A 13,581-nucleotide genomic window follows, 5' to 3' on the forward strand; every position below is an offset into this window, starting at 1 on the left:
GGCTGTTTATTTGGTGCTTTTGGCCTGCTGCCAGAGCGCTTCCATCTCGTCGAGCGTTGCCTTCTCCAGCGACTTGCCCGAGGCCTCCAGAGCCTGCTCGACATAATGGAAGCGCGAACGGAACTTTTCGTTGGTGCCGCTGAGCGAGGCTTCGGAGTCGAGCTTGAGGTGGCGGCCGAGATTGACGATAGCAAACAGCATGTCGCCGAACTCGTCCTTGATGGGAGCCGCGTCACCGGTGGCGAGCGCCTCGCGCAATTCCCCGATCTCTTCCTCTATCTTGTCGAGGATGGGAGCTGCCTCGCTCCAGTCGAAGCCGACGCGTGCCGCCTTTTCCTGCAGTTTCAGGGCACGCGTCAGGGCAGGGAGCGCGACCGGCACGCTGTCGAGATAGCCCCTGCCGTGATCCTCCGGGTCGAGACCACGGGCGATGCGGGCGTCGCGCTTCTCGGTTTTTTCAACCGCCTTGATCTTCTCCCACATGCCCTTGGCCATGCCAGCGCTGCGCGCCTTCTCGTCGCCGAAGACGTGCGGATGGCGGCGGATCATCTTGGTGGTGATGGCCTCGACGACATCGCCGAAAGCGAACTCGCCGATCTCCTCAGCCATCTGCGCGTGATAGACGACCTGCAGCAGCAGATCGCCCAGTTCCTCGCGCAGATCGTCGAGATCGCCGCGCGCGATCGCATCGGCCACTTCATAGGCTTCGTCGATCGTGTAGGGCGCGATGGTAGCGAAATTCTGCTCGATATCCCAAGGGCAGCCGGTCTTCGGCGCCCGCAGCGCCGCCATGATCTCGATCAGGCGTGAAATGTCCTTGGAGGGCTTCATGAATTGAGCCTATCCCGCGGCCAGCGTCCGACCAACCTGGCCGGACACCGAAACGAGTTGTCCACAGCCTCAGTCAAGCACCGAGACGATCGCCTTGGCGAGATCGTCCATGCCGTCCTCCGGCAGGCCGGCCACGTTGATGCGGCTGTCGCCGACCATATAGACGGCGTGCTCGGCACGCAGGCGTTCGACCTGCGCCTCGGTCAACCCAAGCCTCGAAAACATGCCACGATGGCTGGCGACGAAATCGAAGCGGTCGGAATTGGACTGCCGGCGCAACGCCTCGGCAAAAGCGACGCGCAGCCTGAACATGCGCAGCCGCATCTCCTCGAGCTCCGTCCCCCAGTCCTTCCTCAGGGCGGCGTCTTCGAGCACCATGCGCACCGCCGCCGCGCCGTGATCCGGCGGCATCGAATACAGCGCGCGCGCCGCCGCCAGCATCTGGCTCATCGCCACATCTGCCTGCGCGCCGTCCTTGGCCATGATCATCGCCGCGCCCACGCGGTCGCGATAGACGGCGAAATTCTTCGAGCAGCTCGAGGCGACGACCATTTCCGGCACCTTGCCGGCCAGCAGCCGCAGACCGGCGGCGTCGGCATCGAGGCCTTCGCCAAAGCCCTGATAGGCGATGTCGACGAAAGGCAGCAAGCCGCGATCCAAAAGCACATCGGCGACCTTGGCCCATTGCGCGATATCGAGGTTGGCGCCGGTCGGGTTGTGACAGCAGCCATGCAGGAGCACGACATCGCCGCTGTTGGCAACTTTTAGCGCCGCCAGCATCTCGTCGAAGCGGACAGCGCCCGATGCGGCATCGAAATAGGGATAGTCGCGAACCTGCAGACCAGCGGCGCGCATCACCGGCAGATGGTTCGGCCAGGTAGGATCGGACAGCCAAACCGTCGCGCCGGGGCGCGTGCGCTGCACGAGCTCGGCCACCAGCCTGAGCGCGCCCGATCCGCCCGGCGCCTGTGCCGCGCGGATGCGCGAATGGTCGGCCTTCTCGCCAAAGGCGAGCTTGATCATGGCGGCGTTGAAGCCGGTGTCGCCGGCAAGGCCGAGATAGGTTTTGGTGTCCTGGCTCGCCAGCAGCCGCTTCTCGGCCTCGCGCACCGCGCGCATCACCGGCGTCTTGCCGTCGATATCCTTGTAGACGCCGACGCCGAGGTCGACTTTGCCGGGCCGTGGGTCGTTGCGATAGAGGCCGATCAAGGCAAGGATCTTGTCGGCGGGCGCGGGCTGCAGGGTCTCGAACATCGAAAAGGACTCCAATGGCGGCGGAGTGATACGCAAATCGATCCCGCCGCGCCAGCGGTTTCCGCTGTGGCGGCAACACGAAAAGAAATGCCGGGCAGGGGATTAAAACCCCTACATGCTCCGTAAACAGGGCATGAAACGGTCGATGGCACGCTTCGATATCGTCGGGCAGTTGGGTTCGCTGCGGCGCTATGCGCGCTCGCTGACGCGCGACAGCACTGAGGCCGAGGATCTCGTCCATGACGCGCTGGTGCGCGCCTATGAGCGGCGCGCGACCTTTCGGTCAAGCGGCAATCTGCGCGCCTGGCTGCTGGCGATCGTGCACAACGTCTTCATCGACCGCATGCGCTCGCGCCGCTCCGAGGCGGCGCGCATCGAACAGGCCGGCCTTGTCGCCGACCAGAGCGTGCCGGCGTCGCAGGACCATTCGGTTCGCCTGTCGCAGGTCCGGGAAGCGTTTCTTTCGCTGCCGGAGGAACAGCGCTCCGCGCTCCATCTCGTCGCCATCGAAGGGCTTTCCTATCAGGAGGCCGCCGAAGTCATCGGCGTGCCGCCCGGAACGCTGATGTCGCGCATCGGCCGCGCGCGTGCCGCGCTGCGCGAGATGGAAGAGGGCGCGGCGCCAAAAGCCAGGCCTCATCTCAGGATCGTGGGAGACGATCAATGACCGCTATTGTCGACCCCGTGACCGATGCCGATCTCGACGCCTATGTCGACGATCAGCTGGATGTCGCCCGCCGCATCGAGGTCGAGGCGCACCTCGCCGCGCGCCCGGAAGTGGCGGCGCGCGTGATGTCCGATCTGAGGACGCGCGACGAACTGCGCGTCGCGCTTGCCAGCCCTGTCGGCAGGGCGCGTCCGGCCACGACAGAAGCGGCGCGCCGGCTGGAAAGAGGCCTTGCCAGGGGACGCATGCTTGCCGTGCTGCAGCGGGCGGCGGCAGCGGCCGTCCTGGTCGCGGCAGGCTGGCTTGCCAACGGCGCCTTCGGGCCGATCGCCGTGACCAAGGTGGTCGCCTCGACGCAGCCGCCGGCCTATGTCGAGGACGCGGTCCGGGCGCACAGGACGACCTTGGTGCGCGAGACGATGCCGTCGCAGCAAGAGGCTCCGGGCTACGATCCCGACGAGATTCGCGCCGCCACCGCGATCGTCATGCCGTCGCTGCCTGACGACTGGAAGATTCGCGACGTCCAGGTCTATCCCTCGCAATTCGGGCCGAGCGTCGAGGTAGCGGTCGACACCAAGGACCTCGGTCTTGTCTCGTTGTTCGCCATCAGGCCGGGCAGGTTCGATGTGGTGAAGCCGGCGATCGCGCCCTCCGACGACATCTCAACCGCGTATTTCCAGATCGGCGAGGTCGCCTATGCGGTGGTCGGACGCGGCGACGCCGGCAGCCTCGACCGTGCCGCCGAGAAACTCGCCAGAACTCTCTATTGAAAACAAACCCTCTGCCGAGAACCAAGGAGAAACCGAATGAACAGCCCCAATCTGGGATACCGAATGGGCACCGGCGTCCAGGCCGGAGCCGTCTATGACGAGGGCCTGCGCAAGCACATGCTGCGCGTCTACAATTATATGGGCCTCGGTCTCGTCGTTACCGGCCTCGTCGCCTTCTTCGTGGCCTCGACGCCGGCGCTTTATGTACCGATCTTCTCCAGCCCGCTGAAATGGGTGGTGATGCTGGCGCCGCTCGCCTTCGTCATGCTGTTCTCGTTCAGGATGCAGACCATGTCGGCCGCGAGCGCGCAGGCGATGTTCTGGGCCTTCTGCGCCGTCATGGGCCTGTCGCTCGCCTCGGTGTTCCTGGTCTTCACCTCGACCAGCATCGCGCGCACCTTCTTCATCGCCGCCACGATGTTCGGCGCCACCAGCCTCTACGGCTACACGACCAGGCGCGACCTGACGCAGTTCTCGTCCTTCCTGATCATGGGCCTGATCGGCGTGGTCATCGCCAGCCTGGTCAACCTGTTCCTCGGCTCGACCGCGCTGCAGTTCGCCATCTCGGTGATCGGCATCGCCGTCTTCATCGGCCTGACCGCCTGGGACACGCAGACGATCAAGGAGCAATATGCCGAGAACTTCGATGCGGAATCGCAGCAGAAGCTTGCCGTCTTCGGCGCCTTCTCGCTCTATCTGAACTTCATCAACATCTTCCAGCTGCTGCTGAATTTCACCGGCGAGCGCGAATAGGCCGGACCGCAGCAGACAACACTGCTGACCTCGCCACGGCCGGAGGGAAACCTCCGGCCACTTTTTTGTCGACTGCGCACCAAGCGTTGACGACCAAGGGGCGATCTGTCTGCCGCGCTTGAGTTCACGCGCGGCCTTTTGCTAGCCTGCCGGCCAAACCTGCCAGCCGCGAGGACGCAATGGACCAGCTGACGCTTCACGCTGACGGCATTTCGGCGACCATCGTCGGGCAGGGGGCCGAACTGGTCTCGCTGCGCGATGGCGACGGCACCGAGCTTCTGTGGCAGGCAGGCCCCGCCTGGCGTCGTCATTCGCCCGTGCTGTTCCCAATCGTCGGCCGGCTCAAAGGCGATCAGCTGCGGCATCGCGGCCAAGTCTATCCGATGACGCAGCACGGCTTTGCCCGCGACCGGCGCTTTGCCTGGGCGGAGCAGGGGCCGGCCTCCTGCACATTGGTCCTGACGGACGATGCCGAGACGCGAACGCACTATCCCTTCGCCTTTCGTCTCGCCATCAGCTACGAGTTGAAACCACGGCAACTCGGCGTGACCTTCGTGATCGCCAATACCGGCGACGAGCCTCTGCCGGCCTCGATCGGCGCGCATCCGGCGTTCAACTGGCCGCTGCTCCCGGAGCTGCCGAAGGAAGCCTATCGGGTGACCTTCGCCGACAATGAGTCGGCGCCGATCCGCCGCCTGAAGGACGGCCTGTTGTTGCCTGCGCCGCAGCCGACGCCCATCGAGGGCAGGACGCTGCCGCTATCCGAAAGACTGTTCGACGACGATGCCGTCGTCCTCGACAAGCCGGTGAGCAAGAGCGTGCGCTACGCCGCCGGCCGCGGGCCGGCGATCGAGATGTCGTGGCAGGGATTCAATGAGCTGGGCATCTGGTCCAAGCCTGGCGGCGCACCCTTCCTGTGCATCGAGCCCTGGCACGGCATCGCCAGCCCCACCGATTTCGATGGCGAGTTCGGCGACAAGCCGGGCGTGATGCTGATCGAGCCGGCCGGCCGGCGCGTGCTTAGTTACCGGATCGGCCTCAGCCGGGTACCGTAGGGCATGGCATACGCCATCAAGACCCAGATCCAGGACCCGGCGGCGGAGAGATTCGTGTTCGCCGCGCAGAAAACCATGTATGGCGGCAAGCGCCTCGCCGAGGGCGACGTCATCTACCTGTTCGCCAGCGAGAACGAAGGCGGGCAGGGGCTTGTCGCGCGCGGCGTCGTGACATCCTCCGAGGCCACCCCCGGGCGTCCGGATCTCGAACGGCAGACGCCGCGCGTGAGTGTTGCCGTCCGCCGCAGCGCCTTGGCGACGAGACATTTGGGTCGCAATGAGCTCAAGCGCTTCAAGGATTGGCAGGACGGCCGGCCCGAGACTGAGCTCAATTTCAAATTCTACCGCCAGGCGACCAACAAGATCGTCGGCATCTCGGACGTGACGGCGGCGTTTCTGAACAGCTTTTTCTAGACCATCCGATCGGATCTCAGCCGGTCTGCCGGACAATGGCGCCGATCGCGTTGACAACAAGACGCGACGCGGTGATGGCCGACAGACCGTCAATGTCGGCGGGAGGATAGAGCTCGACAAGGTCGAATCCCGCAATCCTCGCCCGCTTGCCGAGGCCTGCGATCAGGTCGATCGCCTGCGTGTAGCTGAGGCCGCCAGGCGTGCGCGCGGCCACGCCCGGCATGATCGATGGATCGAGGCTGTCGCAGTCAAGGGTGACGACGACGCGCGCGCCTTCCGGAATATGCCGCAAAGCGGCTTCGACGCCCTGGGCGTGAACCTCGCGAGCCGTGACGAAGCGGCTGCCGTAGCGCCGCGCCGCTTCGATTTCCGCGAGGCGGGCGCTGCCGACACTGCGCAGCCCGACCTGCACGATGCCGGCAACATGCAGCATCCCGCTCGCCCGCCGCATCGGGCTCGAATAGCCGTAGCGTTCGCCATGCACCTCTTCGCGCCAGTCGATATGGGCATCGATCTGCAGGATCCAGACCGGTCCGTGATCGGCAAAGCCGGCGAGGAAGGGAATGACGACGGAATCGTCGCCGCCAAGCAGGATCGGCACCGCCGGCAGTACCAGCACCTCGCGCGTCTTCGCCTCGATACGGGCCCGGTTGCCGGCATTGTCATGCATGGTGGTCCAGACATCGCCGGCATCGATGCAGCAGACCGGTCCGCCATCGAACAGCGGGCCGCCGAGGTCGAAATCCCAGTGCTCCACCAGCGGAATGTCATCCTGGCTTGCAGCTCGGGTGGCGCCAGCGGCCAAGGCATGGCCGCTGCTGTCCTGGCCGCGATAGGTGCTTCCATGACCCGCCCCGAAGATCACGGCTCGCGGCACGCGCCCGTCGGCGAGGCGATCGGGAAAGCCGAGAAAGGAAGGCGAGGCGGTCATTTTCTGGACGCTTTCATTGTTGCGGCGCGGCGCGATGGCATCTTGGGGCTTCGATGTTTCTCGGTGTTTTTAGGACCGCAAGCCACGAACCAAATCTATCTCTTTCAACGGGTCGCCGCCGTCGATGAAAAGCCTGCCATGCGGCTTCAGCGCCGCCTTGATCCGCGTCAAGGCCGCACGGTTGGCCTCGGGGTGGCGCCCGTCGAGCGCGCCGACCCGCATGGCGAAGGCGATGTCAAAAAGAGCCTCGTCAGCACTCAATGCGAAGTCTTCGATTGCCGCATGCCTGAAATCGAGGCAGCCCCAAGCCATCTCTTCAGCCGATCGCGCCCGCGCCAATCGGATTGCCTTCTCCGAGCGGTCGATGGCCAGAATGAAGCCGCCGTCGATGCGGCGAGCGACATCGCGAGCGGCAACGCCGGGACCGCATCCGATCTCCAGGACGCGAAGTCCCGGCTTCAATGGAAGCGCTTCGACGAAGGCGGATATCCGATCTGAGATTCCGGCAGCCATGAAAATAAATTATCCAACCTGGCCTGCGCCAGGCAAGCGAGAGACGACGCCGAGCGGAAATGGACTGACAGGGCAGCGGCCAGAACTTTGATGCCGGACAATGTAGTCCTCAGGGTCGGCCGCGTTCTGGTCGGCCAGACCTCAAGGACTGTTCTATTGCCGTTTCAGGAAGTCGACCATCAACGACGCAGCTTGGTTGGCATGCGTTTCCAGCAGGAAATGAGGCCCGTCGAGAATGTGTGCTTCCATCCTCGGCAGGGCCTGCATCCATGACAGCGTCTCTGCCAGGTCGAAGAACGCGTCATGCCGGCCCCACAGCATCAGGGCGCGAGGCTGTCTGTGCTGCAGATAGTCGGCAATCGCGTCGAAGCGAGCGACGTAGTTGCCATAGTCCGCAATGAGCGCGCGCTGCGTCTCCATGCCTCCGGGGCGCTGCATCACGCGCCAGTCTTCCTCCCAGTTCTCGTGCGGAATTTGTGCGGCCACATCGTCGGGAACACCTGCCACATACTGGTCTCGCGTGCCCTCGAAGGTCAGATGCGCGGTGGCTTTCGCTTCATTGTCTGGGTTCGGATTGGCCCAAAAGTCCTGTGTCGCCTTCCAGGATGGCCCCATTCCGCTCCGATGCGCGTTGGCATTCTGGATGATCAAGCCCAACACCGCATCGGGAGCTTGCATGGCTATCCGCAGCCCGACCGGCGCGCCAAAGTCATGCAGGTAGATGTAGCGCGAGCCGACCGAGAGGTGGCCGAGCAAATCCGAGATCGCATCGGCAAAACCATCAAAGGACGGCTCTGGCAGAGCGTCGGACATGCCGAACCCAGGCATGTCGGGAGCAACCACATAAGCCACCTTCGACAATGCGGGAATGACGTGGCGAAAGGTCCTGGAGGAACTCGGAAAACCGTGAAGAAGCAGAAGAGCCGGTTTGGAGGGCTCTCCAGCCGTAAGGAAAGACAATTCCGTGCCGCTCGCCAACTCAAGCCGTGAACGCATGCAAAGGTCCTCAAACCGCTCACCAGGCCAACGCGAGGTTCGGCGGTTGAGTTCCGAACAGAGACGCCCGCAACGAGGGCCGACTTGTACTCGTACCCGTGATGCGCAACAGCTCCGTGCGGCTGGCGAGCAGGGCTGTGTAACACAAGGCGCTCGACATCTTCGTGGCACGTCAGAAAGTCGCATAAGATAGATTATGGAACTGAGGCGTGGCGGGCACGTCCAGGAATTGCTGCGGCTTTCGCTGTCGGCAACAAACGCCGCGGCAGCGCTTCGACTTCGAGATCGCTGCAGAAGGTTCAACAGACAAACTGCGGCGCCGACTGAACAGCTGTCGCTACCGCTCTGACTCGTAAGGAATTTCGATCGCCATGCCGTCATAGGCCGGCACGACATGCTCCGGCGTCTCGGCCATCACAATAGCGTAGTCGAGCGGCACATGCATATGGGTCAGCACGGCGTTCCTCGGCGTCAGCTTTTCGATCCACTCCAGCGCCTGGCCAAGCGACAGATGACTGGGATGGGTGTTGTACTGCAGCGCGTCGATCACCAGCGTGTCGAGGCCGCGCAAACGCTCAATGGTGGCGTCCGGAAAGCCGCTGATATCAGGGCAATAGGCAAGCCCGCCGATGCGGAAGCCGAGCGAGATGATGTCGCCATGGAACTGCGGCAGCGGCTCGAGGGTGAGGGGACCCCCCTCGCCTTCGATCACGACCGGCCTGGCGTGATCGATGATGTGCGCCTTGACGATCGGCGGATAGGAACTGCCTGGCGGCGTCTCGAAGCAATAGCCGAACGCCTGGCGCAGCCGCAGCATGGTCGGCTCGTCGGCATGGATGTCGATACGATGGCGTTGCTCGAGCACATAGCCGCGCAGATCGTCGATGCCGTGGATGTGGTCGGCATGCGGATGCGTGTAGACGACTGCATCGATGCGCTTGACGGAGGCCAGCAGCATCTGCTCGCGGAAATCCGGCCCGGTGTCGATGACGACCGTGGTGCGCGCGCCGTTGGCAGCAATCCGCTCGACCAGGGCGGCCGTACGCATGCGCCGGTTCTTCGGGTTCTTGGGGTCGCAATTGCCCCAATCACCGGTGATGCGCGGCGTGCCGGGCGATGAGCCGCAGCCAAGAACGGTAAAGCGCAGCCGGTCGCTCATGCCTCAGCCCGCAGCCGTTTCGGGACGCGGCATTTTGGTGAACAGCCTGAAGAAGTTCCCGGTGGTAATATCGGCGATCTCGGCCTCGCTGACGCCGATGGTCTCGGCGAGCACCTTGGCCGTGTTCGCCACATAGGCCGGCTCGTTGCGTTTGCCGCGATGCGGGACCGGCGCAAGGTAGGGCGCGTCGGTCTCGACCAGCAACCGGTGGCGCGGCACATCGGCGGCGATGGCGCGCAGTTCGGCGGAGTTCTTGAAGGTTAGAATGCCGGAGAAGGAGACATAGCCGCCCAGCGCCACGCCGACTTCGGCCAGCCTGCGTCCGGACGAAAAACAGTGCAGGATAAAGGGGAAGGCGCCCTTCCCTGTTTCGTCCTCGAGGATCGACGCCATGTCGTCGTCGGCATCGCGTGCATGGATGACCAGCGGCAGGCCGGTGCGGCGCGCGGCCGCGATATGGGTGCGAAAGCCTTGCGCCTGCGCATCGCGCGGCGCCTTGTCATAGTAATAATCGAGCCCGGCCTCGCCGATCGCCACCACCTTGGGATGGCCGGAAAGCCGCACCAGCTCGTCAGTGGTGACGTCGAGCTCTTCCGCCGCATTGTGCGGATGGGTGCCGACCGAGCAATAGACCTCATTGAAAGATTCAGCAATTTCAAGGACCTGCTGAAATCGCTTAACCCGCGTCGAGATCGTCACCATGCGGCCGATTCCGGCGGCGAGAGCGCGGGCGACGACAGCCGTCCGCTCCTCGGCGAAGTCCGGGAAGTCGAGATGGCAATGGCTGTCGACCAGCATCAGCTATTGCCATCCTGCTCGACATAGCGCGGAAATACGCCCTCCGGCGCCGGCAAGGCAGTGCCTGGCTCCAGCGCGTGGTTGGCATGGACGCGCTCGAAAGCGCGGCTGTCAGCGGGCACGGCCAACAGGTCGAGCAGCTTGGCCGCCGATCCGGGAATGAAAGGCTGGCAAAGCAGCGTCACCCGGCGCACCAGCTCGGCCGTCGTCCACAGCACGGTTTCCATGCGCTCCGGATTGGTCTTGCGCAGCGCCCACGGCTCCTGAGAGGCGAAATAGCGGTCGGCTTCGGCAACAACGCCGAAGATCGCCGCCAGCGCCAGATGGATGCCCTGCTCCGCCATCGCCCGACGAGAAACGGCCAGCGCTTCGACCGCCTCGTCGAGGATCGCCGTGTCGGCCTCGGTAAGGTCGCCGCGCGCCGGCACCTTGCCGCCGCAGTTCTTGGCAATCATCGACAGCGAGCGCTGCGCCAGATTGCCGAGGCCGTTGGCAAGATCGGCATTGGTGCGGTTGACGATCGCCTCATGGCTGTAATTGCCGTCCTGGCCGAACGGCACCTCGCGCAGGAAGAAATAGCGCACCTGGTCGACACCGTAGTGCTCGACCATGGTGAACGGGTCGATGACGTTGCCGACCGACTTCGACATCTTCTCGCCCCGGTTGAACAGGAAGCCATGGCCGAAGACGCGCTTCGGCAACGGGATTCCCGCCGACATCAGGAAGGCCGGCCAATAGACGGCGTGGAAGCGCACGATGTCCTTGCCGATGATGTGCGCATCGGCAGGCCAAAACCGCCATTTCTCATCGTTTTCATTGGGATAGCCGACGCCGGTGATGTAATTGGTCAAGGCGTCGACCCATACATACATCACGTGCTTTTCGTCGCCCGGCACCGGCACGCCCCAGTCGAAAGTGGTGCGCGAGACCGACAGATCCTTCAGCCCCGATTTGACGAAGCTCATCACTTCGTTGCGGCGCTCGGCCGGACCGATGAAATCGGGCTGGCTCTCGTAAAGCGCAATCAGTCTGTCCTGGTAGGCCGACAGCCGGAAGAAATAGCTTTCTTCCTCGACCCATTCCACCGGCGTTCCCTGCGGCCCGTAGCGGACATTGTCGGGGCGAACCTCGGTCTCCTCCTCGCCGTAATAGGCCTCGTCGCGCACCGAATACCAACCGGCATAGCCGCCCTTGTAGATGTCGCCATTGGCGGCCATCGCCTTCCAGATCGCTTGCGAGGACGCGTAATGCCGCTCCTCGGTGGTGCGGATGAAATCGTCGTTGGAAGCGTTGAGCGCGGTGGCCATGCGCCTGAACTCGGCCGAGTTGCGGTCGGCGAGCTCGCGCGCCGTGATGCCTTCCTTGCGCGCCGTCTGCAGCATTTTGATGCCGTGCTCGTCGGTGCCGGTCAGGAAGAAGACATCCTTGCCGTCCAGCCGCTGGAAGCGGGCAAGCGCGTCGGTGGCAATCAGCTCATAGGCATGGCCGATATGCGGCTTGCCGTTTGGGTAGGAGATCGCGGTCGTGATGTAGAATGTGTCGCGTGACATGAATGAACCGTCATGAATATCTGAATGTGAGTTGTGGCGGTGGATATCGTATCGGAACGTCGATTGCCATCCCGAGGCCAATGCATGCCGCCCAAAACTGGGCCAACGGCATGCATCGAACGAGCCGTCACATTCGCATCGCAGAATTCAGGCGGTCGATCATGGTCAGGGCGTGCTGCTTCTTGTCGAGGTTGTAGGTCTCAGCCTCAGATATCGTGTTCAGCGCCTCGTGCCAAGCCTCGGACAGGGTTTTGGCCCGGGCGAGATCGCCGGCAAGCGCGGCGTCGCTGGCGGCGGTCGAAAGCAGGTCGAGCGCGCGACGGTTGAAGATGTCGAACTGGATTGCCTGATCGCGTCCCGCCACGGCTTCGGCAAGGCGATGGGCGCCGGCAATGTCGGGCTTCCTGGCCGCCACCAGCGTGTCGAGCGCGCCGGCGATCTCCAGCCCGCCATATTGGGTGAGCAGGATCGCGTTGCGGGCGCTGCCCCCTGCCCGCTCGGCGAGCGCCGCGCGCGCGCCCGGATCGTCCGGCGGCGGCGGCTCGACATTTTCCAGCACCGCCATCAGTTCGTCGGCGGCCAAAGGCGCCAGCCGCACCATCTGGCAGCGCGAGCGGATCGTCGGCAACAGGCTGCCCGGCGCATGCACCACCAGAATGAACAGGGTGCGCGCCGGCGGCTCTTCGAGATTCTTGAGCAAGGCATTTGCGGCGTTGGTGTTCATGTCGTCGGCCGGATCGACGATGACGACGCGGTAGCTGCCGTCATGCGAGGTCATCGACAGGAAGCGGCTGACCTTGCGGATCTCGTCGACGGTCAGCACCGTCTTGAAGCTCTTGGTCTTGTCATTGGCCGGACGGGTGAGGTGCAGCACCGAAGGATGCGCGCCGGTGGCGATCTGGCGAAACAGCGAGGAGGCCGGATCGGGAACGGCAAGCGTGTCGGGCGCCGTCTTGAAATCCGGATATCTCAGAAGATGATGCGCCATGTGGAACGCCAGCGTCGCCTTGCCGATGCCTTGGGGCCCGGCGAAAATCAGCGCATGCGGCAGCTTGCCGGTGCGGTAGGCGCTGGCAAGCATCCCTGCCGCCGTCGCGTGGCCGATCAGCCGCGGCGTTTCGGCGGGCTCGGGCACGCCGTCCAGCGTGTCGTGCTGTTCGGGGGCGATGCGTTCGAAGATCATGCCGGCGCCGTCTCAATCCTTTGCGCCGGCATCCGCTCTTCCAGCGCTGCGAAGACGGCGGCGGTGACGACGTTCTCCACCGTATCGGGATCGGCGGAGGCGTCGATGACGACGCAGCGCTCCGGTTCGGCCGCGGCGATGGCCAGGAAAGCCTCGCGCCGCCGCCGGTGGATGGCCAAAGTCTCCTTCTCGAAGCGATCGGCGGCGTCATCGGCGCCGCGCCGCGCGGCGGCCCGTTTCAGGCCTTCAGCGGGATCGATGTCGAAGATCAGCGTCATGTCGGGCATCATGCCGTTGATGGCCACCGCCTCCAGCGCCTTCATGAAATCGGCATCGAGCCCGCCGGTGACGCCCTGGTAGACGCGAGAGGAATCGATGAAACGGTCGCACAGCACGATCGAGCCGCGCTCGACCGCCGGCCGGATGACCTGCTCGACATGGTCGGAGCGCGCGGCGGCGAACAGGATCGCCTCCATCTTCGGGCCGAACGGCTCGGCCGCCCCGGACAGAAGCACATGCCTTACGGCTTCGGCGCCGGGCGATCCACCCGGTTCGCGGCTGACCAGGACCTCGTATTTCTTGGCGCGCATGCGCCGCGCCAGCCGCTCGATCTGCGTCGACTTGCCTGCTCCTTCGCCGCCCTCGAAGGTGATGAAAAATCCGCTCGCCAATCGAGACTGCCTTTGCCCGTGCTGGCCGCTGTCATA

Annotated in this window: 15 protein-coding genes; 5 read left to right on the forward strand and 10 right to left on the reverse strand. The window is 64.4% G+C overall.

Going from position 1 to position 13,581, the window contains the following annotated elements; translation table 11 throughout:
- Positions 1-6: 6 nt before the first annotated feature.
- Together mazG and LB526_RS15355 are read right to left on the reverse strand one after the other, a co-directional pair.
- Positions 7-831 (reverse strand): nucleoside triphosphate pyrophosphohydrolase, encoded by an 825-nt coding sequence (mazG, locus tag LB526_RS15350; RefSeq protein WP_224628233.1) that lies wholly within the window; start codon positions 829-831, stop codon positions 7-9.
- Between the two features lie 69 nt (positions 832-900).
- On the reverse strand, positions 901-2,085 hold the full coding sequence (locus tag LB526_RS15355; RefSeq protein ID WP_224604657.1) for an aromatic amino acid transaminase: 1,185 nt from the start codon (positions 2,083-2,085) through the stop codon (positions 901-903).
- Positions 2,086-2,218: 133 nt separating this feature from the next.
- Here LB526_RS15355 and LB526_RS15360 point away from each other — a divergent pair, with 133 nt between their 5' ends.
- The 5 genes from LB526_RS15360 to LB526_RS15380 all read left to right on the forward strand — a co-directional run bounded on the left by LB526_RS15360 (position 2,219) and on the right by LB526_RS15380 (position 5,744).
- Positions 2,219-2,752, forward strand: coding sequence for a sigma-70 family RNA polymerase sigma factor (locus tag LB526_RS15360; protein ID WP_411966472.1), 534 nt, complete (start codon positions 2,219-2,221; stop codon positions 2,750-2,752).
- Positions 2,749-3,522 (forward strand): anti-sigma factor family protein, encoded by a 774-nt coding sequence (locus LB526_RS15365; RefSeq protein WP_224604664.1) that lies wholly within the window; start codon positions 2,749-2,751, stop codon positions 3,520-3,522. The genes LB526_RS15360 and LB526_RS15365 overlap by 4 nt, the downstream gene beginning before the upstream one ends.
- Positions 3,523-3,558: 36 nt before the next feature.
- Positions 3,559-4,275: a Bax inhibitor-1/YccA family protein gene (locus LB526_RS15370; protein WP_095765448.1), complete on the forward strand. Its 717-nt coding sequence runs from the start codon at positions 3,559-3,561 to the stop codon at positions 4,273-4,275.
- A gap of 179 nt (positions 4,276-4,454) precedes the next feature.
- Positions 4,455-5,330: an aldose 1-epimerase family protein gene (locus LB526_RS15375; RefSeq protein ID WP_224628235.1), complete on the forward strand. Its 876-nt coding sequence runs from the start codon at positions 4,455-4,457 to the stop codon at positions 5,328-5,330.
- A 54-nt stretch (positions 5,331-5,384) separates the two neighbouring features.
- Positions 5,385-5,744: a hypothetical protein gene (locus LB526_RS15380; RefSeq protein WP_318013268.1), complete on the forward strand. Its 360-nt coding sequence runs from the start codon at positions 5,385-5,387 to the stop codon at positions 5,742-5,744.
- 16 nt (positions 5,745-5,760) lie between these two features.
- Here LB526_RS15380 and LB526_RS15385 read toward each other — a convergent pair whose 3' ends face one another.
- From LB526_RS15385 to tmk, 8 genes are all read right to left on the reverse strand, one after another.
- Positions 5,761-6,675, reverse strand: a complete 915-nt coding sequence (locus tag LB526_RS15385) for an agmatinase (RefSeq protein WP_224628238.1) — start codon at positions 6,673-6,675, stop codon at positions 5,761-5,763.
- 69 nt (positions 6,676-6,744) lie between these two features.
- Positions 6,745-7,188, reverse strand: coding sequence for a class I SAM-dependent methyltransferase (locus LB526_RS15390; protein WP_224628241.1), 444 nt, complete (start codon positions 7,186-7,188; stop codon positions 6,745-6,747).
- A 153-nt stretch (positions 7,189-7,341) separates the two neighbouring features.
- Positions 7,342-8,184, reverse strand: a complete 843-nt coding sequence (locus tag LB526_RS15395) for an alpha/beta fold hydrolase (protein WP_224628243.1) — start codon at positions 8,182-8,184, stop codon at positions 7,342-7,344.
- Between the two features lie 337 nt (positions 8,185-8,521).
- Positions 8,522-9,343, reverse strand: coding sequence for an MBL fold metallo-hydrolase (locus tag LB526_RS15400; RefSeq protein WP_224530197.1), 822 nt, complete (start codon positions 9,341-9,343; stop codon positions 8,522-8,524).
- Between the two features lie 3 nt (positions 9,344-9,346).
- The gene (locus LB526_RS15405; RefSeq protein WP_224628245.1) at positions 9,347-10,141 is read right to left on the reverse strand and encodes a TatD family hydrolase; all 795 of its coding nucleotides are present in this window, start codon (positions 10,139-10,141) and stop codon (positions 9,347-9,349) included.
- Positions 10,141-11,691 (reverse strand): methionine--tRNA ligase, encoded by a 1,551-nt coding sequence (gene metG / locus LB526_RS15410; protein WP_224628247.1) that lies wholly within the window; start codon positions 11,689-11,691, stop codon positions 10,141-10,143. Before metG ends, LB526_RS15405 begins: the two co-directional genes overlap by 1 nt.
- A gap of 127 nt (positions 11,692-11,818) precedes the next feature.
- Positions 11,819-12,874 (reverse strand): DNA polymerase III subunit delta', encoded by a 1,056-nt coding sequence (locus LB526_RS15415; RefSeq protein WP_140843365.1) that lies wholly within the window; start codon positions 12,872-12,874, stop codon positions 11,819-11,821.
- A complete protein-coding gene (gene tmk / locus LB526_RS15420; RefSeq protein WP_140843363.1) occupies positions 12,871-13,545 on the reverse strand; it encodes a dTMP kinase in 675 nt (224 codons plus the stop codon). Before tmk ends, LB526_RS15415 begins: the two co-directional genes overlap by 4 nt.
- Between the last annotated feature and the right edge of the window lie 36 nt (positions 13,546-13,581).

The sequence above is a fragment of the Mesorhizobium sp. CA6 genome (assembly GCF_020165035.1).
GTDB lineage: Bacteria > Pseudomonadota > Alphaproteobacteria > Rhizobiales > Rhizobiaceae > Mesorhizobium.

Bases quoted from the DNA above. Each gene is read 5' to 3' on its own strand.
- LB526_RS15415 (WP_140843365.1), bottom strand. From the start codon at position 12,874: ATGATCTTCGAACGCATCGCCCCCGAACAGCACGACACGCTGGACGGC.
- LB526_RS15400 (WP_224530197.1), bottom strand. From the start codon at position 9,343: ATGAGCGACCGGCTGCGCTTTACCGTTCTTGGCTGCGGCTCATCGCCC.
- LB526_RS15395 (WP_224628243.1), bottom strand. From the start codon at position 8,184: ATGCGTTCACGGCTTGAGTTGGCGAGCGGCACGGAATTGTCTTTCCTT.
- LB526_RS15365 (WP_224604664.1), top strand. From the start codon at position 2,749: ATGACCGCTATTGTCGACCCCGTGACCGATGCCGATCTCGACGCCTAT.
- LB526_RS15375 (WP_224628235.1), top strand. From the start codon at position 4,455: ATGGACCAGCTGACGCTTCACGCTGACGGCATTTCGGCGACCATCGTC.
- LB526_RS15370 (WP_095765448.1), top strand. From the start codon at position 3,559: ATGAACAGCCCCAATCTGGGATACCGAATGGGCACCGGCGTCCAGGCC.
- LB526_RS15360 (WP_411966472.1), top strand. From the start codon at position 2,219: ATGAAACGGTCGATGGCACGCTTCGATATCGTCGGGCAGTTGGGTTCG.
- LB526_RS15355 (WP_224604657.1), bottom strand. From the start codon at position 2,085: ATGTTCGAGACCCTGCAGCCCGCGCCCGCCGACAAGATCCTTGCCTTG.
- LB526_RS15385 (WP_224628238.1), bottom strand. From the start codon at position 6,675: ATGACCGCCTCGCCTTCCTTTCTCGGCTTTCCCGATCGCCTCGCCGAC.
- LB526_RS15405 (WP_224628245.1), bottom strand. From the start codon at position 10,141: ATGCTGGTCGACAGCCATTGCCATCTCGACTTCCCGGACTTCGCCGAG.
- mazG (WP_224628233.1), bottom strand. From the start codon at position 831: ATGAAGCCCTCCAAGGACATTTCACGCCTGATCGAGATCATGGCGGCG.
- metG (WP_224628247.1), bottom strand. From the start codon at position 11,691: ATGTCACGCGACACATTCTACATCACGACCGCGATCTCCTACCCAAAC.
- LB526_RS15390 (WP_224628241.1), bottom strand. From the start codon at position 7,188: ATGGCTGCCGGAATCTCAGATCGGATATCCGCCTTCGTCGAAGCGCTT.